The following is a 20,579-nucleotide window of genomic DNA, read 5'->3' on the forward strand; positions in this document are numbered from 1 at the left end:
GCATGCCATCATAACATGTATTAAAATGGAAAATATGGTATGATTATGGTCGTGATATCCAATATGAAAAAAGGGGTTATAAAATCATGATCACTTTTCCAAAACCTGATGTGGAGCAATTTTTACGGACATTTTCCATTGGTGATTTTATCGTAAGACCTGATGAAAAACAGTTGGTTTTCAGTACCAATTTAAGCGGTAAGTATAATTTATGGGGAATGGATTTACCCAATTCGTTTCCCTATCCGCTTACATCCATCGATCAAAGCTGCCAAGAGCTGTTATTTGATAAGCAAGGTCGTTTCATCATAGCTGGGTTTGATCAGGATGGAAATGAAAACACCCAGTTTTATGGGATTCCTGTGAGGGGCGGGACGATGAAGGAAATTGTCCATCATGAAAACACCCGTAATTTCATGCCGATTTTATCGGATGACAGTCAAAGGCTTTATTACTCGACGTCGAGAGGGAACCCTTCTTTTCTGAATTCCTATTGTCTGGACCTGGAATCAGGACAGGAAACACAAGTGCTGGTGGGGGAAGATGCGGCAACCTATATCATTGGTTTCAGTCCTGATGAAAAAACCTTGCTTTATCATAAGCACTATGCCAATACATACTCCCTTCTTTATGCGAAGAGCGGAGAGAAGGAGATATTGCTTACGCCTCCAACCGAGAAACAGCATACAGTCACACATGGTGTTTTCGTCTCGAATTCCCTCATCTATTTATTGACGGATTATGAAGCGGATTTTACGTACTTGGCTTCTTTCAATCTAGAAACCAACCAATTTGCGAAGATAAAAGAATTGAAGAGTGAAAGCTTTACGTCTCTTAAATATAATGAGGAATTGCAGCTGTTATTTGTTGCGAGTGAGAAAGGCGTAGTCGATCATTTGTATGAACATGATCTAAGAAATGGTAAATGGACGAATATCCCCCTTCCGTGCAGTGTCATTCAAAAACTCGAGGTGGCAAAATCAGGTGCGCTTTACTTATCAGGCATGGGTGCAACAAAGCCGCATAATATTTATAAACGAGCGGGTGATACGTGGGAATCATTGACTGCGTATACGGTTCCTGGTGTCGCGACAACTGAATTGGTCGAACCTGACATCATTACCTACCCTTCCTTTGATGGTTTGGAGATCGAAGCGTTATTTTTCCGGGCAAGCAAGGAAAATGATAAGGGCGAAGTCATTTTCTGGCCACACGGCGGTCCACAAGCCGCTGAACGTAAATTTTTCAGGGCGTCATTTCAGTTTTTCCTGAACAACGGATATAGTATTCTTGCCCCGAACTTTCGCGGGTCCACTGGCTATGGCTTGCCATTCACGAAGCTGGTCGAAGGAGATTGGGGACATGGACCTCGCCTGGACAATATAGCCGGTCTGGATTGGCTGATTGATCAAGGATACGCCCAAAAAGGGAACATCCTCTTGATGGGAGGAAGCTTTGGTGGGTATATGGCACTGCTGTTACATGGCCGTCATGCCGATTACTTTAAGGCGGTAATAGATATTTTCGGTCCATCCAACCTATTCTCATTCATTGATTCCGTCCCTGATGACTGGAAGCCGGTCATGGATCAATGGGTAGGGAATCCGGAAAAAGACCGGGAAAAATTAATCGAGTATTCTCCCATCACCTACTTGGATTCCATGATTAAGCCGATGCTAGTCATCCAGGGGGCGAATGATCCGCGTGTCGTCAAAGAAGAATCGGATCAAATCGTGCAAGCCTTGAAGGACAAGGGCAAAGCTGTTGAGTATATGCTCTTGGAGGACGAAGGCCATGGTTTCTCCAAAAAAGAAAATGAAATAGCCGTCTATAAAAAAATATTAGCGTTCTTAAGCCAATATACAGGTGTAACGGAGAACGCGTAAGGTAAAGTGCAAAAGCCCTGCCATTTACATGTGCAGGGCTTTTCTTTTCGATTTCCTGTAAGTGTATCGCTTTTTTATTAATTTTGGATCATGGTCATTTCATCATAGATGAGGTTTTGCCTGAGCTCTGTTGCTGTTTTGGAGGAAATTCGATCTTCTTCCACCATTTGCTGGATGATGTCCCGTTCGATTTGCATCGCATTCAGTTGAAAATGACTCACCAATTCCTGTAGGCGATTGGCTTCCTTCTCACTTAATGTCCCAAATGGATTCAAGTACCGATTGTACCTTTGGATGACAAGCATCACTTCATGGCGGTTTTCCGCTTCGGTTTGTTGTTTGATTAACGACATGGCTGCCCTGGATGCTTCTTTTTGTGCTGTGCGGAATTCGGTGATCAAATCCGCGTTTTTATCCAGGGAGTTCTCTAATTTCGCTTCCCATTTTTTATCCCATTTGACATTAAGCTTTTTCCTGAAAAGGATGGCCTGCAATGAAATCCAGGTTCTTTGCAAAAATGATTTTTGCACATAATTCAACGTTCTTGAAATATACACCTTATAGAGCTCGTATGCAGTTTCTGATATCGATCCCTTTTCGACCAAAGCAGCAACGACTTCCAATTCCTTATTCGTCCCCAGCTTGACTAAATCTTGTATCGTCTTATTATCCGGTCTATTCGTGATGCCCCGCTCCAAATCTATCAGTTGTTCATTCAGGTCATCCATCACTTGGTAAACGGCTTTCTGATTTTCACGATTGGATTCTTTACTCAGCTGGTGGATCGTTTGGTTCAACACGATTTTATAAGCTTCATCAGGGGTGAGGCGTTCATCCTCGAATTCAGCCGGTTCCTTTACATGGATCGGCAAAAGGATCGTTGCTAAAAGCACGCTTAACAGAATGACGCACGCGGCGATGAACAAGACTGTATTTCGCATCGGAAATAAAGTGTCATCCGGCATGAAATAAGGAATCGATAATGCGGTAGCCAAAGTGATGGTTCCATGGATGCCGCATACGGATGTGAGGAAGGCATACCTTGATCTAGTTAGATTTTCATCATCACTTACTTTGTTATCTTCGGGATGGATTCGGGACATAATGAATTGTTCCAAAGGATTGACTCTATTCTTGGTGAACGTATCATGCAGGAAGTATACCCAAATGAAACGGATTACCAATAATAAAAGAACAATCAATACACTTATCCCAAAAAGGGAGCCCCTATTCAAATTGGATTCGATTTCCCGATAAACGCTCGGCAGCATGAATCCCAATAACGTGAACACGAGCCCATTCAACAGATATCCTAATACTGACCAGGTATTCGTTGATACGATTTGCAATTTGGTTGTGGTATTTTGAAGGCGGTCCCGCTCTATGCCATGAATGACTCCCGCAGCGACTACAGCCAGGATGCCGGAAACATGGATCTCTTCGGCAACCATGTAAATGGCAAACGGGGTAATGACCTCCATCACGATGGACATGGGGATTTCTTCAAGTCCCTGAACCCGTAAAAACAAGCGAAATTTAACGATCAAATAGCCCAATAGGAGGCCGATGAACATTCCGCCTATCGAGACGAAGATGAAATTGAGCGAAGCATCCTTTATCGAAAATGCACCAGTCAATGCAGCAGCCAAAGCCACTTTAAAAGCAACGATTCCCGCAGCATCATTGAAAAGTGACTCCCCTTCAAGGATCGGCAGCATATTCCCAGGCAGCTTCAATCCCTTTGTAATGGATTGAACCGCTACAGCATCAGTAGGGGTAATGGTGGCCGCCAGGGCAAAAGCGATGGCCATCGGCATATCCGGTATCAGCCAGTGGATGAAAAAACCTCCAGCAAAAACGGTAACGAAGACAAGCCCAAAAGCCAGCAACAATATGGGCTTACGCAATTCAAGCATTTCTTTACGGGATGTATTCTTTCCTTCTGTAAAGAGTAATGGGGCAATGACACAAATCATGAATAATTCCGAATGGAAATCAAGTGATAAGTGAAACGGCAATAAGGAAAGTACTGCTCCGGCAGATATTTGGTAAATCGGCAATGGAATACGGGGCCATTTGGCATTCATTATTGTAGCGAGTATCGTGGAAACCAATAAACCAATCATGGTTATCAAAAAAGACATAAAATCCTCCTATCTAAATGTTCGTCAGGCTGCAACTGATCCATTTATGAAAGGACAAAAAACAGGGATTCTTAAAGTGATGAATAATCCTTTAAAGTGAACCCCTATTTCATCAGTGTTGAATTATTTTCAGCATCGACCTTCGTGTAAATAGACATATGCTATTAACATACCCGCGCACTGAAACGTTAATCCCATCATCACAAAAATTCTGCATGAAGATACAAGGAGGACAAGGGGATGCTGCACATTCAGCCGCAGAGCATGTGCATTTACAGCTTGTTTGCTCTGAATACTCGATATCCAAGGCTGTCTCCATACGTCAGAATGAGGCGATAATGTTCCTTCAGGACGCGTTCCACCGCTGCTGGCAATGAAAGTAATCGATTAGTGGAAGGAGGAGTTTGCATCAGCTCCTTTAAAACGGTATTCGATTTCAAGATTTGCAGATTGGTAAATCCTTGTTGCTCAAAGGCGGCTGACCATTCTGATTCAGTCAAGATGTCCGGCAATTGATAAAAGGCCATGAGTTCTTTTTTTTGCTGAATCTCAAGTTTTTCTTCCGCCGTCATATCGATGGTCAACAAAATGCCGCCTTGTTTAAGAATTCTGTGAAATTCACGGAGTGATTTTTGGATATGGGTGAAGGCGGTGGTGGATTCGGCTATGATCAAATCAAAATGTTCATTGTCAAAAGGCGTGGCTTCAATTGAATTCGTATGGAGGCTGACTTCCACCTTGCCGTGATGAAAACGCTTTTTAGCCTCTTCAATCATCTCCGGGCGAATATCAATCGCGGAAACTTGACATTGAAAGGTTTTTACCAAGTATTGAGAGGTTTGTCCCGTTCCGCAACCAGCGTCCAGAATCATTGTGGAACGATTTATTTTTTCTTGATTCAATAGTTGCTTGGTCAGCGCAAAGCCTCCAGGATGAGCCCCTTCCGCTCCTATGATGGCCAAAGCGTCTTGATACGATAGATTCATGACAATGTCCCCTTCGTCATTATGTTTGGGTCATAGTATGCTTTTGAGCCAAAGATTGATAAAAGTTGGGTGTTTCATCCATGCAGGCTAGTCCCTGGTTGCATACGATGAAGAATCGATAAACAAGGGGAGTGTTGAAATGGGATACCATAATTATTATCATAAATGCAGGCAGGGAGTGGGAAGACCAGTTGAAATTCGCACAAGCAGAGGGGCGGTGCACCGGGGAATCATTCATAAGGTTACACCGAATCGAGTATATATCCGGCCATTAGGTGATGGTGGTGGCAATTTAGGAGGATTCGGTTATGGCGGTTTTTATGGAGGATATGGTTGGGGAGCGGCAAATGGTTTTGCCTTCGGAGCCATCGCATCGTTGGTCTTTCTTGCATTTTTATGGTGATAGAAGGCTTCGATTAAAAAACCTGATAACCACTCAGGTTTTTTTAGTTTGTTTACATAAGAAGACTTTCTAGATGTGCCTTTGTGATACTAATTCCATACAAAAAGGAATAGATATCAGGAGGAGGCCAAAACTTATAACACATTGGAGGTCAATAAATGAATTTGGAAAAAACCGCAAGATTCGAGCATCGGTTTTGGCTGCAGATCTTGGGGGATCATGCTCGATTCATTCATGAGTCCTTAGCTTCGGTTGAATTGGAAAATATAGAAGTAGCTTGGGATTTCATTCAAATCTTCGATACTCTTCTTGAAAAGGTAAATAAGGAGGAAATTGCAGGGCTGTCCATTGAGGCGGAAGAAGAAGCGTTACGGCTTCGGGAATTCAAGTTAAGTCTCATAAAATCCCACTTGGTGGGAAAAATTAAAATTCATCTTTCGCCCTCCTTCATCAATCATATGGTGAACGAACTGGATGAATATCTAAAATTACTGCAAGATTTCAACTCCAATCAAACGCCTCCGGTTTTTCATGAGCTTCATCACCATTTGATTTGGTTATTAGATGCAGCAGGCCATGCAGGGGCCATATCATCCAATATGGATGATGTGGAATAAAGATTAAAAGCGAAGAGTGAACAATATACAGAGCAGTTTAATGACTTTTATTTAAAAGCAGTCGAAATGCTGGCTATTTACGGACCAATTTGTCCACCTTCCCAGCATTGGAAAAAATGAAAGCGGATGTCACATTGGAAATGAAATTATTTCAGCATTTCCTTAGTGAATTGGAGGAGCTTGAGCTTAGCGCATAGGCCCTTGGGACGTTTTCTCCATAAATGGCCGATCATATGTGGCGTGAAGAATGTTATTATTTAATGAAACTCGCTGAATCGACCAACGCAGAGATGCCTGACTGCAATCCAGCCAAACCCAGGGTAGTGGAATAAAATAAGCGAAAATCAGCCCCTTCAAGATAAGAAAGGGGCTTCAGCGTTTTTTGATCGATGCCCCCATTAAGGAGCATATAACCGTGCAAATTGCTGTTTGGAATCCCTGGCTCGTGCTTATTCAAGTGCTGACAACACACCCAGGCATCCTTATACACCCATCATATCCACATCCTCATAAAAAAACGCCATTGAAGGCGCTCAACAAAAAAGTTAAAAATGGGCTATTTTTCTTTATCGTGAAGACTATCTTCATATTCCGTTTCCAGCATTCCATACAGTCCATTCATCTCTTGTTCATCGGGGTCTGCCCCAAATTCATTCGTGATTTTTTTCTTTTTTTCATCCAGTTTTTCTTTTTGATCATTTTTCTTATCCAAACAGATCACCTCCGATTACTAATATTCCTCACCGGCGATACAAATATACTTTCCTGATTGAAAGGAAAGGCAGGGAAAAGCCGACGATGAGAAGAATGGTCCATATTGAGGGTTTAGTCATTTAAAAGCGATTCTGAATAGTTATTACGCTAGCTTTTTGTTAAACTATGATTATATAAATTAGAGATGATGGAGAGAGAATGTGAAGAAAAAACGGAAAAAATCAAAGAAGCTTTTTGTTATAATGAGCTTGGTTTTTGCATTTTTGGTCATGAAGCAGATCATGCAAAATCCATTTGAAGGAAATGTATCCACATCTGTGCCCCCTCTGGATTCTTTCGCAAATGTGAAAAAGTATAGCCCCAACATTCAGGCTGAATTGGAAAAATACGGACTTGAGGAACACACTTCGACATTGATTGCCTTGATGCAGCAGGAAAGCCGTGGCCGTGGCGGTGATCCCATGCAGTCATCTGAATCGGCTGGGCTTGACCCCAATACCATTACAGACCCAAATGAAAGCATAAAGTATGGTGTGAAGCATTTCAGAAGGATCAATGAATATGGCGAAGAAAAGAACGTCGATTTTGCAACGATCATTCAAGCCTATAACATGGGCATCGGGTATATCGATTACATAGCAAAGAAAGGAGGCAAGCATACGGAAGAGCTTGCCAAGCAATTCTCGATGATCCAGGTGGAAAAGGACCCAGCCCTCTATGATTGCGGCGGGGACAAGGACAATTTTCGCTATCCATATTGCTACGGGGACTATACGTACAGTGAAAAAGTGACCAAAAACATCGAAGAGCTGGCAGACAGTATATCAGCTCAAGCGGATGGTGAATAAAGGAAACCTGCCAAATTCATGGCAGGTTTTTTCATTTATTCCTCACTCAATAAGGGAAGGAGAGATCCATGTTTATAGACATGTTCTGATGGTAGGATGATTTGGGCAAGCAGGTCATCGATAGAATCCAATAACTCGCCCAAAGCTTGTTGGACCGAGCCATTTTCGAAAACATCCAAAGGGACTGGGAGTTCGTCTTCATCCAAGATAAACCGGTTGCCGTCCGGGAGGACCAATATATCGAGGATCAGATCTTCAAAAGTCACCATCTTAACGAGGAAGGAGGTATTTTTGACCAGATTGAAATAAGCACCTAAATATATTCCCTGCTTGTTTCTCCATATGTACAAATTATATGGGCGATTCCGCCAATAATGGGCAATCGTATAACACCCTTTTGAGATGGTCAATTCAGATTTAGGTGTATACATCGTGAAGGAATCGGTGATTTCGTGAAAAAGAACAACTTCATCGTCAGTCGCCTTTAACAAGAAGCAATGATGATCGACTAGCGTAGAGTCGTATCGGATCTTCCTTTCAATCATTTCATCACGGCGAAACATGGCAGATCCTATCATAAGTACCACCTTTCATCATTCTCCTTTTCATGCGATTTGGATCATGTATATCCACATGACCTAATACTTACTCGTTACTATAAAAGATCAAAAAAAGAAGATAGGAACGCAAAAAATAATTATGGAACCTAATTTCCCTTAAACACTTATGGGAAATTAGGTTCTGGCTTCACCAGCTTATTCGTTTAACGCTTGCTTTAATGTATTTATATCAATTTTTTTCATTTGATACAATGCTGTCATTACTCTTGCTGATCTTTCAGGATCGGGATCGTTGATCATATCGGTAATATGTTCAGGGATGATCTGCCAGGAGACTCCAAAACGATCCTTCAGCCAGCCGCACGCTTGGGCTTTTTCCTCTCCGCCTTCGGATAGTTTATCCCAATAATAGTCGACTTCTTCTTGAGAGCGGCAATGGATGATGAAGGATATCGCCTCAGTGAATTGGAATTGCGGCCCGCCGTTCAATGCCACGAATGTCTGTCCCTCCAGTTCGAATTCAATTGTCATTACCTTGCCCTCGGACATTCCGTGGATTTCCTGACCTATGCTTCCATAGTAAGTGATCCTGCCAATCTTCGAATTCTCGAAAATGCACGTGTAAAAGGTTGCCGCTTCCTCAGCTTGAGAATCGAACCATAAATTTGTTGCAATTTTTTGGAGTTTTTTTTTCATCGTATTCTCCCTTTCATATATGGCTGGAGGCCAAAGGGTAGATCTGCAAACATGACAGCCTTGACATGAAAGCAAAAAGAAGATACAGAGATGCTTTCCGCGATAGGACCGCACACCATATCCCCCTTTACATATGCAGGTATCAGCTGCCAGTATTGAATTGCCAATTGATTCCGAACTTATCCGTTACTTGACCGTATAATTTACTCCAAAACGTTTCTTGAAGCTCCATCCCGACCGTACCGCCTGCTTTTAGACTATGAAAGATTGACTGGATTTCTTCTAAATTATCGGAAACGAATGCCAGGCTTATATTGTTTCCTTCAATAAAAGGCATACCAGGAAACACATCGGAAAACATGATATTGCTTCCGCCAATATTCAACCTTGCGTGCATCACTAGATTTTTAGCTTCCTCCGGAAGTTCAAATTCAGGGTTTGGCGGGGTTTCCCCAAAGGTCATGAAGTTGGTTGCTTCCGTTCCAAAGACCTCGGCATAAAACTTTACCGCTTCACGGCAATTTCCATTAAAATTAAGATAGGCATCAACTGACATTTATGTCACTCCTTTAGTTTTTCATTTTATGGATTGTGAAATCTATAGACAGTTCGTTTCCCGGAAATTTTACGATCATCTTAATCTCTTTCGAAAAATTCAGGCGGTTCAATACCTAGTACCCTTAAATAGATAAAACCTTGCCCTCTGTGATGGATCTCATTTTCCAAGCCATATTGGAGCCTTGAAAAGTGGCTTTGTGATGGTCCGAAGAAAGGATCCTTTTCCACTACCTCAAGTGTTTCCTCGGTAATTTCCTGCCAAAGTCTCCGTGTATCATCCCTTATGGCTTCACAGGCTGATATCAATGCCTCTTTTGTTGAAATGCTTGCAAATGAATCTTGGAATTCCCATACATTACGTGCAATCCCGCGAACATAAGCACGCTCGATGTTCATGATTTCTTTTATCATTTCTGCGAAAGGACGAAGCTTATCAGCCGGTGTAAAATGAAATAACTCCTCCTCAGGAAAAGCTTCCACCACCCGCATGGTCAATCTTCTATTACCTTCCAATATCTCTAATAAATCGGTCTTCGATAGTACCATCAATTCTCACTCCCTTGGTAATTAGTCTGTATACATGTTCTGTGCTTAATCGAAATATCCTGCAAATTCCACCATACAAAAAATAGTTATTATATAATCTACTGAAATTTATTTAGTGATAAAGTTATTTGCAGATAATGGTCCTAATATTTGGTATAATCATGAAGGGGGTAGATCATTCAAACGCTTAAGAATGCTGCAACTAACAAAACGTAGGAAATGGAGCGGTGCACATGATCGATAAAGTAGGCCAAATTATGCTATATGTTAATGACCAGGATGAGTGCAGGAAATTCTGGACGGAAAAAGTGGGCTTCAACGTAGTCTCAGATGAGGATAATGGACATCTAAGATGGATTGAATTGGCACCGACGAGAGAAGCGCAAACGAGCATCATCCTGCACAATAAGGAATTGATCGCTAAGATGCAGCCCGAATTGACCCTTCACACTCCTTCGTTAATGTTTTTTTCGGATGACCTTGAAGCCTTGTATAAAGAATTTTTGAATAAAAATATTAAAGTCGGGGATATGGTTACGATGCCTACAGGAAAAGTATTCAATTTTGCCGACAACGAAGATAATTACTTTGCCGTCATGGAAAGAAACTGATTCAAAAATGAATCTTCAAAACGACTAAAAGCTCCCTTTTTAGTCGTTTTGATAGACAAAATTATCGGTTTCAATCTGCAGGCGTTGGTCCAGGGGCAAGCCCTGAGCTTTCGACTGTCATGATCGGTCGGATGGCGATGTCTCCATTCACGTATAATTGACACGATAACCGGAGCTGGTCTTCGATACCCTTTTCCTCAAAGGATTTTTTTTCTTCCTTCGTCACTTCGGCAAAATCACCCGCCAGTATCTCTACCCTGCATGTCGTGCACTTTGCTTTTCCGCCACATCGATGAAGAATATGTACCCCGTTATCTTCGAGTGCCAAGACCAACTTCTTACCCATTTCGACTTCAAACGTCCCCCAGTCATAAACCGTTACATAAGGCAATTTAAATTCCACCTAACTTTATCAGATTTCCACCAAACGACCTTGCCGATATCACTACTTATTGTTCCCGTATCCTCTGAAAAAAATGTGGTGTTCATGCTGAAGGATGATGAAAAGAAGGCTAGGAGTATCCCATGTGCCAGGCATCGTCTCATTGGATGAATAAATCGGCAGCTTGAAGACAAACAATAATCACATACTACTAGCAATTACATTGTGAAGTGGAAGGGAGGCGTAGCTGTGAAGAATGGAAATTGCGATTTTTCACCTATGAAACAAATGTTGAAAGAGGATATTCGCCAAGTAATAGCGGCATTAGAGCAGAACCTGGAGGCCATGGGTAATGAAAATGAATGTCTGCTTGGGAATTTTGAAAAAATCAAGGAAAGGTTTGCTTCCATAGATATGAAAGCTGCGACTTTTTATTTAAATTGCTATTTATCTCCCTTTACGGACAAATATCCGGAATTAACGCAATGTGTACAAAATTTATCCGACCGCAGACATGGTGGATTGATTGTGATCGAACGGCAGGATTCACTGGAACCCTTCATTCAACCGGGTATTTCCGTAGGAGCAGAATTGACCCACGCTTTATTGGAGTCGATTTTTTTTCCTGGAAACCCGCTTCATGATGGTGCCGTGCTGGTGAGCCATAACCTCATCGCTTCAGCGGCAAATGTTCTTCCGCTCTCGGCAAGATCCTCTGGAAGCAAAAAACTGGGAACACGTCATAGGGCGGCACTAGGATTGACTGAGCGAAGTGATGCCCTTGTGTTGGTTGTATCCGAGGAAACGGGCCGGGTTTCCTTTGCATTAAATGGGAATCTATATCCCATCAATAATCATGGGCCCCATTAAAAATCCCCTGGTTCATCATACACTCAGTTTTACACCGAGTCATTCATAGCGTATTTATTGACCCGGTCATTTTTTACCGGGTTTTTGGTTGCTTTTTATATAAAAAAAGGCATATGATAAATGAGGAGATTCAATCAGATAAGTTATAAAACGAAAGAGGCTTTTTACATGATAACTATTAAAAGTGAACGAGAAATACAATTAATGCATGAAGCGGGAAAACTTCTTGCTGCGACGCATAGAGAAATCGCTAACATGATCAAACCGGGGATCACAACTTGGGAAATCGAGGAATTTGTCGACAAATTCCTTGCAGAGCACGGCGCGACGCCGGAGCAAAAAGGCTATAATGGATATAAGTACGCAACATGCGCATCTGTGAATGATGTAATTTGCCACGGCTTCCCGCAAAAGAAAGCCTTGAAAGAGGGAGACATCGTAACGATTGACATGGTCGTGAACCTTAATGGAGGGTTGGCGGATTCCGCTTGGACCTATGCTGTCGGTCAGGTATCGGAAGAGGCACAGCGCTTGATGGATGTAACCAAGAATGCATTATATAGAGGGATAGAAGTTGCCCGGGCAGGAAATCGCCTAGGAGATATCGGGCATGCCATCCAATCCTATGCAGAGGGTGAAAAGTTTTCCGTTGTCCGCGACTTCACAGGGCACGGAATCGGGAAAACGATGCATGAAGACCCAACCGTCCTGCACTATGGGAAACCGGGTAAGGGCGCTCGATTGAAAGAAGGCATGGTCATCACGATCGAGCCTATGCTGAATGCCGGCACTTGGCATATGAAAATGGACCAAGACGGCTGGACGGCAAGAACGGCAGATGGAAAGCTATCCGCCCAATATGAACATACACTCGTCATCACAAAAGAAGAGCCAATCATCTTAACTGAACAGTAAGTAAAAACGACGGACCCGAACAGAAGTGTTTCGGTCCGTCTTTTTTTTTTGCTTGAATTGTCACCGCAGTCCCGACTTAAATAATAATGCCATGGACCGGAACAGAGTGACGACTATCATTGGAAGAAAGAGTATCTATGATTGATAAAGATGAAACCAGCGTCTTTAAAGTCATAGCACTATGAATGAGAAATCAATATGATTTTCATTATATGAAATTAACATATTATCTCACAAGCATCCTCGTCAGAATATTTAGAATCTCTACGTCCCTTCATGTGTCGAAGCATGAATATTCGATGCAGGCAGTTAAGCATTAAAAACTTTACTATTATGTGGCAGCACAGGATAATAAGGGAGATACAAGAAATGATTAAAGGGGGTTTTGGCAGTGAAAAAAGGAGAAAAACCGTCAGCAACGGTAGAATCGGTCGGATTGAGCCAGCGGGAATTTTTAACGATTTTTTTGCTCCATTCCTTGAAATTGAGGGCAAATTATCCAAGGGCAATTCATCAAGACCTGAAAAATATGTTTACCGGGAAAGTGCATAGTTATGACTATTTATGTAAAATATCGAATATGCTTGTAGAATCCAATCATTTATCACTCTACACCCATAAGGGCAGAAATTATTATCAGATTACCGAAAAAGGCAAAGAGCTTTATGCATGGTATCAAGAGCATTTCCTTGTCCGGTTTTCGGAGGTGAAAAAGGTCATTGACCGGTTCATGTTCGATTTGCGGGGATCAGGTGAAAATCCCCCGGTTCTGAACGAACTTCCTGAAGAATATCGGTCGTACTTCTCGAAAATAATATCAGTGAAGGATCTTGTTCGGTACATTACCTTAAAAGCGGCTTTCACGAAGAAGCCGATTTATATGGGGGAAATTGGCGAACTGCTCAAAAACCAATTCGGCTGGATTGCATCAAATGGGTATTTATACGATTTATCTCACGAAATGGAAGAGAACGGTCTTCTTGTGGGAAGGTGGGAAAGTGAGAAACGGACAAAACGTTATTTGCGCATTACGGACGAGGGACAGCATCATTATAAACAAATTGCTGATTCGGCCGCCTATCAAGTGCAGGAAATCCAAAAATACATGGCAAGCGTCGTGATGTTCTTAAGAGAAAGTTCATGAAGAATCGAAAGCGCACCCCTTACCGTTGTCAGGAAGATTCAAATTAGATGCTTATCTTGAATCATGCAAGGGTAAAAGAATCTAAAAAACTCTTATCAGGGGGAATGGAGCATGGTAGAAAAACATGAGGAAATGGGCAGCATATTCAGTTTCATAAAAGGCCAGGTGGATAAACTGCCCATTTCCGATTCCAAAAAGAACAAGATGCTTGATCAGCTTTTAAAGCTTAAAACGATGACGGTTGATGCAAGGGAGCCGCGCATTGCACTTGTCGGAAGGCGCGGCTCGGGAAAATCTTCATTGATCAATGCGATGTTTGGTCAGGAACGGCAGTATGTCAGTTCTGTTAAATCAGGAACGGGTAAAGGCAAATGGCTTTGGTATCCTAGTGATGCCAACCCAAAAATTCGTCTGCTGGACTCACGGGGATTGGGTGAAAGCGAAGCACCAACAGAGGAATTTGAAGAAGAAACTCCGCTGGGAGAATTGATGAAGGCGGTCACGGAGGAACAGCCGGATGTATTTTTGTTCTTGATCAAGGCGAAGGAGGCTGACGCACGGATAGAAGAGGATTTACGGGAGCTGAATAAGCTGCGTAAGCTCGTCAAGGAGCAGCACCATTATGACGTACCGGTCATCTGTGTGATCACCCAAGTCGATGAATTGGACCCTCCTCATTATAAACAAGCACCATTTGATGCCAATCCCAAGAAAAAACAGAATATCGATGAAGCCATGGCGTTGATGTCGAAGCGATTCGATGAAAGTGACATTCCGCTTTTGAACATCATTCCCATCTGTTCATATATTGATTTTGATGAAAACGGGAATATCGAATATGATATGCGTTGGAACATTGATTTACTTGCTGATTATTTAATCGAGGCCTTACCCAGTGAAGCGAAGCTGAAAACTGCCAAGGCGATGCAGAGTAAAATCGTCAAGAAAAAATTTGCGCGAACGATTGTGGGGACGTTTACGGCTATAGCCGGCATTATTGGAGCAGAACCAATCCCTTTTGCCGACTTTCCAATATTGACTGGAATACAAGGCTTGATGATTGTTGTCATTGGGTTCATAGCCGATAAAGATATCAATACTAAATCGGCAAGTGAATTCATTGCTGCATTGGGAATCAATGTCGGCATCGGCCTCCTCGTCAGGGAAGGTGTCAGGGCAGCGGTCCGCTTCATTCCGGTAGCTGGCCTAGCCGTTTCAGGTGCGGTCGCAGGCGGAGTCACCTACGGCATCGGTCATGCTGCGATTGCCTACTTCATCGAAAATAAAGACATCGACCAGGCCAAGAACGCGTACAAAAACGCGAACAAACAATACAAAAATGAGGACATTGAATCTAAATAAGCAAATTTGAATCAGAATCTCCACTAAAGTGATATGATAAAAGGGTATTTAGTGGTGAATGGTTATTCTGGAGCCTATCGCTTATCATGGAAGGGGTGTTCTTCATGCTTTTCTTTCAATCACGGAATCAACAAGAATATCTACAGAGGTTAGAGGATGCGATACGAAACTTTGCCGATCGTGCAGAAGCAATCGATGTGACAAATGGATTCCCGTTTGAAAACATTAATGAACTAAAGGCTTTCGGCTATCCTAAACTAACGCTGGCCAAAGAGTACGGAGGCCTTGGCGGAACACTATATGATTTTCTTCTTTGCCAAGAAAAAATAGCTCAGCACTGCGGCGCCACCGCCTTAGGGATAGGCTGGCATGTCGGAACGGTACTGTCCTTGATGGAGAAGAAGCCATGGGGAAAAAAAGTTATGGATGAATTGTTCCAAGAAGTGTCAGCCGGCGCTCTGGTCAATACAGCGGCGTCAGAAACCGGAACGGGAAGCCCGACCCGAGGAGGCCGCCCTGAGACGACAGCGATCAAAAAAGGGGAACGATGGATTCTGAATGGCAGAAAGACGTTCACGACCCTTTCTCCTGTCCTGGACATATTTCTTGTAACAGCATGGGTACCCGAGGATGAAGTGCTGGGTACGTTTTTCGTTCATCGCGATCTAGCGGGGGTGGATATAGAAGAAACGTGGGATATGATTTCCATGCAGGGAACAGGAAGTCATGACTTGGTGTTGAAGGACGTCAGCTTGCCTGAAAAGTATTATGTGCAAAAAAGCAGGCCAGGTGAAAAACGGAAACCTGAAGCGTGGCTCTTACATATACCAGCCTGTTATTTGGGAATTGCAGGTGCTGCCAGAAATTATGCGGTTGAATTCGCGAAAACATATTCTCCGAATAGCTTGCCAGGCCCCATAAGGGAGCTTCCCAATGTCCAAAGAACAATCGGGGAAATCGAGCTGGAGTTGAGTGAAGCGCACCATTTCCTCTACTCAGTCGCAGAAAAATGGGAACGTTATCCCGAGAATCGCGAAGCATTAGCAAATCAGTTGGGTGCCGTCAAATTATCCGTCACTAACAAAGCACTCTCCATCGTCGATAAGGCCATGAGAGTCGTTGGTGCCAAAAGCTTGCAACGGCAGAATCCCTTGCAGCGCCACTATAGGGATGTCAGGGCTGGGCTCAATAATCCTCCCATGGATGATGCAACCCTTACCATGCTCGCAAAATCAGCTCTATATTAAGGAAATGAAAGGCTCTGCTGCACTGGAATGACTTGGTCATATCAGTGCTTTTTCTCGTTCATTCACCCGACCATCAGAGCTCAGCGATCCTTGTTTCATTTCGATTTCACTTCCCATTCTGATAGTTTTACTAGCTTATCATACTCTATCTTGTTATGATTTATGTACCTTTCTAAATCTTCGAAAAATATTGAAAGTCCGGTGTAAAAATGAATCTCATGACAAAGGATTTGCTGATTAACTTTTTGATTATTCTTTTTCCGCTCTTTTTGGCGCACGTCATCTATTTAGTGAAATATGTATACCGTTTGAAAGCGATAAAGGGATGGTTCTTGGCCATTTTTCCGATTCTCTCACTTGTCCTCTGTATGTTATTCCCCGTAGTCACGGAAAAGCATTTCGTTTGGGATCTTCGATGGATCCCTTTCATTCTAGGCGGCCTATATGGCGGCTACAGGTTAGGTATGATATTAATCGTGATCACCCTGCTCATCCGTTATGTAACAGGCGGGGAAAGCGGGTTTTATGTAGCTTGCATCACTTTCCCATTCATTGGCGTTTTTTTGTTTTTCCTATCAAAATATTATCTGAAAATATCAGTCACTAAAAAAATCGTCATGGGTGTAGCATTAATCTTTCTTGTCCATATTCTTACAGAGTATGTTACCAACCAAATCTTTGACTTGACCATTGGGATAAGTTTGTGGAAGCAGTATTTCTTCATTCAAGTGATAGGCATCGTCATCGTCATCATCCTATGGGAGGTCATCATGGCGAATTTCCAAGTTCTTGAAAAGTTAGTGAAAGCGGAAAAATTGCAAATCGTCGCCCACCTGGCGGCCAGCATTTCCCATGAGGTCCGTAACCCGCTTACCGTAACCAGGGGCTATCTCCAAATGTTATGTGAAGACGTTCCGCCGCAAACCAAGGTGAAGTATGCGAATATTGCCTTGCAGGAATTAGATCGAGCTACGGACGTCATCAATGATTATTTGACGTTTGCTTCCATGTGTCCTGAAAAAAGGGAGCGGCTGCGCACATCCGCTGAAATCACTCATGTCGTGAACAGCATCAGGCCATTGGCAAGCAAGAATGGAATAGAATTGAAAGTATCCGTTTTTGACGATGAGGCTTACTATATTGAGGGAGAAAGCAAAAAATTTCAGCAGTGCCTATTCAATATCATCAAGAATGGGATTGAATCCATGTCTGAAGGAGAACTTTCCATCCATGTCCTTCATGCGGCTGCCACCATCCAAATCAAGATTCAAGATCATGGCAGAGGAATGTCCCAAGAGCAAATAGATCGCTTGGGTGAGCCTTACTTCACGACAAAAAACACGGGCACGGGTCTGGGGATGATGGTTTCATACAGTGTCATCAAAGGCATGGACGGCACGATATATGTTTCAAGCGTACAAGGGAAAGGGACCTGTTTCTCTCTTAACCTTCCGATTCATGCCCACGAACCTATGTAATAGCCTTGTTAATTGACGGGCTGATAGAGATACATTACAATTTATTCAAACTACCAATTTTTGTGAAATGATTCTATCAAGCATTTGATGCCTAAGGGAGATGATCGAATGAAATCGCTTACGGATGGAGAAATCATTTGGGAACCGACTATCGAACAAATCGAGCAAACGGTATTGACTCACTATATGAAATGGTTACAGGAACAGAAAGGTTTATCATTTCAAGCTTATCATGAATTATGGAAATGGTCGGTCGATGAATTGGAAGAGTTTTGGGCTACGATTTGGGATTACTGCCATGTCAAGGCGGACCGGAAATACCAGGCGGTTTTGACAGGGCATTCCATGCCTGGGGCGAAGTGGTTCGAGGGTTCGCGGCTTAATTATGCCGCGAATGCATTAATGAATGATCAAGATGAGAAAACGGCCATCTTTTTTCGTTCCGAGCACATCTTGCAGAAACAGATCAGCTGGAAAGAACTAAAAGATCAAGTAGCTTCCGTCGCCCATTCATTAAGGAAACTGGGGGTGAAATCAGGTGATCGGGTAGTGGCTTATATGCCGAATATACCCGAGACGGTCATTGCATTCCTGGCTACGGCAAGCATCGGTGCGATCTGGTCGAGCTGTTCACCTGACTTTGGCGCCAGAAGTGTCATCGATCGCTTCAAACAGATCGAGCCGGTTTTGTTACTGGCAGTTGATGGATATCAGTACAATGGAAAAGTATATGATAAAACAGATATCGTGTCCCAGCTAAAAAAAGAGTTGGTCACTGTCAAGCATACTGTATTGGTACCTTACATAGAAAAGGATGTGGAAAGAAAAACAGCAGATGCCCTTCCATGGGGTGATCTTTTACAGGAAGCAGCTGAATTATCATTTGAAAGTGTCCCATTCGATCACCCGCTTTGGATTCTCTATTCATCAGGTACCACTGGAATGCCCAAGCCGATTGTCCAAGGTCATGGCGGCATAGTATTGGAACACTTCAAATCAACTAAACTGCATCAAGGGATGACCTCGGAGGATACAGCATTTTGGTTCACGACGACAGGCTGGATGATGTGGAATCTCCTGATGGGCGGTTTGCTTAATGAAGCGACGATCGTCCTTTACGACGGGAGTCCCACCTTTCCGAATCCGGAAGTTCTTTGGGAGCTGGCTGAAGACACCGGCATGACCTTCTTTGGGACGAGCGCCCCATTTCTTACTAATTCGATGAAATTGGGCATCAAGCCGATGGGGAAATATGATCTATCTAAATTGAAGGCTCTTTTTTCCACTGGAGCACCTTTGACGGGTGACGGTTACAAATGGGTGTATGAGCATGTCAAGAAGGATATCTGGCTCAGTTCATCGAGTGGCGGGACCGATGTTTGCGCCGGGTTCGTCGGCGGCGTTCCGATATTACCGGTAAGAGTCGGCGAAATACAAGGCAGGGCTTTGGGAGTTCATGTCGAAGCTTTTGACGAAAAGGGGCAATCATTGATCAATGAAGTCGGCGAGTTAGTGGTAACCAAGCCGATGCCATCGATGCCGTTATATTTCTGGAATGATCCAAAGGGTACAAGATATTCCGAAAGTTATTTCGATACGTATCCGGGCATCTGGAAACATGGCGATTGGATCAAAATCGATAACAAGGGCAGCTGCATCATCTATGGTCGTTCGGACTCGACAATCAATCGTTCCGGCGTCAGGATGGGCACTAGCGATATTTACCGGGTCGTGGAAGCGATAGACGAGGTGATGGAAAGCCTTGTCATCGATCGGGAGGTGCTTGGCCGCGCTTCTTCTTTGCTGCTTTTCATCGTCCTTAAGCCTGGCTGCAACCTTGATTCAACCTTGTCAGCGAAAATCAACGAGCAAATCAGAGGTCAATTGTCGCCGCGCTTTGTCCCAGACCAAATCCATGCTGTTGAACAAATCCCGAAAACGCTGAACGGAAAGAAAATGGAAGTCCCGATCCGTAAAGTGTTGTTAGGTTTCGAGTTTGATAAAGTGGTGAATGCAGACTCGATGGGCAACCCTGAATCGCTGCAATATTTCAAGGAGTTAGCCAGGGAGTTAAACGAGAAGAAAATATTCTGAAAAGTCATGGCGGGGCACAGGGCTCCGCCTTTTTGTGTATACATATTCAGTTTTTTACCCTCTCCTCAACCTGTTGTAAGCGAATGCACAAATCATTATACTGAAGTGGACTTCGATAATCATTCCAGTAAATTCCTTCACGATATTTCGTTTTACCCGTACAGGCAAACACTCAATGAAGGTATGGGCGCAGTTCCAGGCGGAAGGTCAATGCTTAAAAAAGCACAGATGCAAAATTTTAGAAAGACGGAGGACGCTTGGGGATTGCTGAATAATCCAAACATGGAAAGGGGAAGGACAATTGAACACGAATGACTGAAATGTTAGGGATCGAATATCCGATCATCTGCGGGGAAAAATGTTCCAAGTAGGCCGGGCGCCGCTTGCAGCTGCTGTTTCCAAAGCAGGCGGCCTAGGTATCATAACGTCAAAAACACAGGAGACACCCGAACGATTTCGTGACGAAATACGGAAAGTGAAATAGACGACGAAGCCCTTCCGCCGTAAACCTCAATTTA

The 20,579-nt window shown here is 43.1% G+C and carries 21 protein-coding genes and 1 pseudogene; 13 read left to right on the top strand and 9 right to left on the bottom strand.

Annotation, left to right across the window (positions count from 1 at the left end):
* Positions 1 to 86: 86 nt before the first annotated feature.
* The gene (locus QNI08_RS02825; protein ID WP_285765926.1) at positions 87 to 1,886 is read left to right on the top strand and encodes a S9 family peptidase; all 1,800 of its coding nucleotides are present in this window, start codon (positions 87 to 89) and stop codon (positions 1,884 to 1,886) included.
* Positions 1,887 to 1,963: 77 nt separating this feature from the next.
* Here the strand turns inward: QNI08_RS02825 and QNI08_RS02830 are convergent, their stop codons facing one another.
* Complete coding sequence (locus QNI08_RS02830; RefSeq protein ID WP_285765927.1) at positions 1,964 to 4,030, bottom strand: Na+/H+ antiporter; 2,067 nt, start codon at positions 4,028 to 4,030, stop codon at positions 1,964 to 1,966.
* A gap of 272 nt (positions 4,031 to 4,302) precedes the next feature.
* Positions 4,303 to 5,016, bottom strand: a complete 714-nt coding sequence (locus QNI08_RS02835; protein WP_285765928.1) for a class I SAM-dependent methyltransferase — start codon at positions 5,014 to 5,016, stop codon at positions 4,303 to 4,305.
* Between the two features lie 139 nt (positions 5,017 to 5,155).
* Here QNI08_RS02835 and QNI08_RS02840 point away from each other — a divergent pair, with 139 nt between their 5' ends.
* Complete coding sequence (locus QNI08_RS02840; protein ID WP_285765929.1) at positions 5,156 to 5,419, top strand: hypothetical protein; 264 nt, start codon at positions 5,156 to 5,158, stop codon at positions 5,417 to 5,419.
* 158 nt (positions 5,420 to 5,577) lie between these two features.
* Positions 5,578 to 6,368: pseudogene (locus QNI08_RS02845) on the top strand (DUF2935 domain-containing protein).
* Here QNI08_RS02845 and QNI08_RS02850 read toward each other — a convergent pair.
* Positions 6,290 to 6,493: a hypothetical protein gene (locus QNI08_RS02850; protein WP_285766345.1), complete on the bottom strand. Its 204-nt coding sequence runs from the start codon at positions 6,491 to 6,493 to the stop codon at positions 6,290 to 6,292. The pseudogene QNI08_RS02845 and the gene QNI08_RS02850 sit on opposite strands and share 79 nt — an antisense overlap.
* A gap of 99 nt (positions 6,494 to 6,592) precedes the next feature.
* Positions 6,593 to 6,748 carry a DUF4021 domain-containing protein gene (locus tag QNI08_RS02855; protein WP_285765930.1) on the bottom strand — a complete coding sequence of 52 codons (156 nt, stop codon included), beginning with the start codon at positions 6,746 to 6,748 and terminating at the stop codon, positions 6,593 to 6,595.
* 202 nt (positions 6,749 to 6,950) lie between these two features.
* Here QNI08_RS02855 and QNI08_RS02860 point away from each other — a divergent pair, with 202 nt between their 5' ends.
* Positions 6,951 to 7,598, top strand: a complete 648-nt coding sequence (locus tag QNI08_RS02860) for a lysozyme family protein (protein WP_285765931.1) — start codon at positions 6,951 to 6,953, stop codon at positions 7,596 to 7,598.
* 35 nt (positions 7,599 to 7,633) lie between these two features.
* On the opposite strand, the gene QNI08_RS02865 is transcribed toward QNI08_RS02860, so the two are convergent.
* From QNI08_RS02865 to QNI08_RS02880, 4 genes are all read right to left on the bottom strand, one after another.
* The gene (locus QNI08_RS02865) at positions 7,634 to 8,176 is read right to left on the bottom strand and encodes a ribonuclease FAU-1 family protein (RefSeq protein ID WP_285766320.1); all 543 of its coding nucleotides are present in this window, start codon (positions 8,174 to 8,176) and stop codon (positions 7,634 to 7,636) included.
* 177 nt (positions 8,177 to 8,353) lie between these two features.
* Positions 8,354 to 8,854, bottom strand: coding sequence for a VOC family protein (locus QNI08_RS02870; protein WP_285765932.1), 501 nt, complete (start codon positions 8,852 to 8,854; stop codon positions 8,354 to 8,356).
* Positions 8,855 to 8,996: 142 nt separating this feature from the next.
* Positions 8,997 to 9,410 (bottom strand): VOC family protein, encoded by a 414-nt coding sequence (locus QNI08_RS02875; RefSeq protein ID WP_285765933.1) that lies wholly within the window; start codon positions 9,408 to 9,410, stop codon positions 8,997 to 8,999.
* An 80-nt stretch (positions 9,411 to 9,490) separates the two neighbouring features.
* Complete coding sequence (locus QNI08_RS02880) at positions 9,491 to 9,958, bottom strand: DinB family protein (RefSeq protein ID WP_285765934.1); 468 nt, start codon at positions 9,956 to 9,958, stop codon at positions 9,491 to 9,493.
* Positions 9,959 to 10,191: 233 nt separating this feature from the next.
* On the opposite strand from QNI08_RS02880, the gene QNI08_RS02885 reads away from it, so the two are divergent.
* Positions 10,192 to 10,569: a VOC family protein gene (locus QNI08_RS02885; protein ID WP_285765935.1), complete on the top strand. Its 378-nt coding sequence runs from the start codon at positions 10,192 to 10,194 to the stop codon at positions 10,567 to 10,569.
* A 70-nt stretch (positions 10,570 to 10,639) separates the two neighbouring features.
* Here QNI08_RS02885 and QNI08_RS02890 read toward each other — a convergent pair whose 3' ends face one another.
* The gene (locus tag QNI08_RS02890; RefSeq protein ID WP_285765936.1) at positions 10,640 to 10,960 is read right to left on the bottom strand and encodes a 2Fe-2S iron-sulfur cluster-binding protein; all 321 of its coding nucleotides are present in this window, start codon (positions 10,958 to 10,960) and stop codon (positions 10,640 to 10,642) included.
* A 240-nt stretch (positions 10,961 to 11,200) separates the two neighbouring features.
* Between QNI08_RS02890 and cdaS the strand changes: the two genes are divergently transcribed.
* The 8 genes from cdaS (at position 11,201) to QNI08_RS22475 (ending at position 20,545) form a co-directional block, all read left to right on the top strand.
* A complete protein-coding gene (gene cdaS / locus QNI08_RS02895) occupies positions 11,201 to 11,821 on the top strand; it encodes a sporulation-specific diadenylate cyclase CdaS (RefSeq protein WP_285765937.1) in 621 nt (206 codons plus the stop codon).
* A gap of 168 nt (positions 11,822 to 11,989) precedes the next feature.
* Positions 11,990 to 12,736 (top strand): type I methionyl aminopeptidase, encoded by a 747-nt coding sequence (gene map, locus QNI08_RS02900; protein ID WP_285765938.1) that lies wholly within the window; start codon positions 11,990 to 11,992, stop codon positions 12,734 to 12,736.
* A 391-nt stretch (positions 12,737 to 13,127) separates the two neighbouring features.
* Complete coding sequence (locus tag QNI08_RS02905) at positions 13,128 to 13,880, top strand: PadR family transcriptional regulator (protein ID WP_285765939.1); 753 nt, start codon at positions 13,128 to 13,130, stop codon at positions 13,878 to 13,880.
* Positions 13,881 to 13,991: 111 nt separating this feature from the next.
* Positions 13,992 to 15,242 (top strand): GTPase, encoded by a 1,251-nt coding sequence (locus tag QNI08_RS02910; RefSeq protein WP_285765940.1) that lies wholly within the window; start codon positions 13,992 to 13,994, stop codon positions 15,240 to 15,242.
* A gap of 104 nt (positions 15,243 to 15,346) precedes the next feature.
* Positions 15,347 to 16,489, top strand: coding sequence for an acyl-CoA dehydrogenase family protein (locus tag QNI08_RS02915; RefSeq protein WP_285765941.1), 1,143 nt, complete (start codon positions 15,347 to 15,349; stop codon positions 16,487 to 16,489).
* A gap of 209 nt (positions 16,490 to 16,698) precedes the next feature.
* A complete protein-coding gene (locus QNI08_RS02920; RefSeq protein WP_285765942.1) occupies positions 16,699 to 17,967 on the top strand; it encodes a sensor histidine kinase in 1,269 nt (422 codons plus the stop codon).
* 108 nt (positions 17,968 to 18,075) lie between these two features.
* A complete protein-coding gene (locus QNI08_RS02925; RefSeq protein WP_285765943.1) occupies positions 18,076 to 20,061 on the top strand; it encodes an acetoacetate--CoA ligase in 1,986 nt (661 codons plus the stop codon).
* 358 nt (positions 20,062 to 20,419) lie between these two features.
* A complete protein-coding gene (locus QNI08_RS22475; protein ID WP_352231191.1) occupies positions 20,420 to 20,545 on the top strand; it encodes a nitronate monooxygenase in 126 nt (41 codons plus the stop codon).
* Positions 20,546 to 20,579 lie beyond the last annotated feature (34 nt).

The organism is Peribacillus folii (assembly GCF_030271255.1).
Taxonomy (GTDB): domain Bacteria; phylum Bacillota; class Bacilli; order Bacillales; family DSM-1321; genus Peribacillus.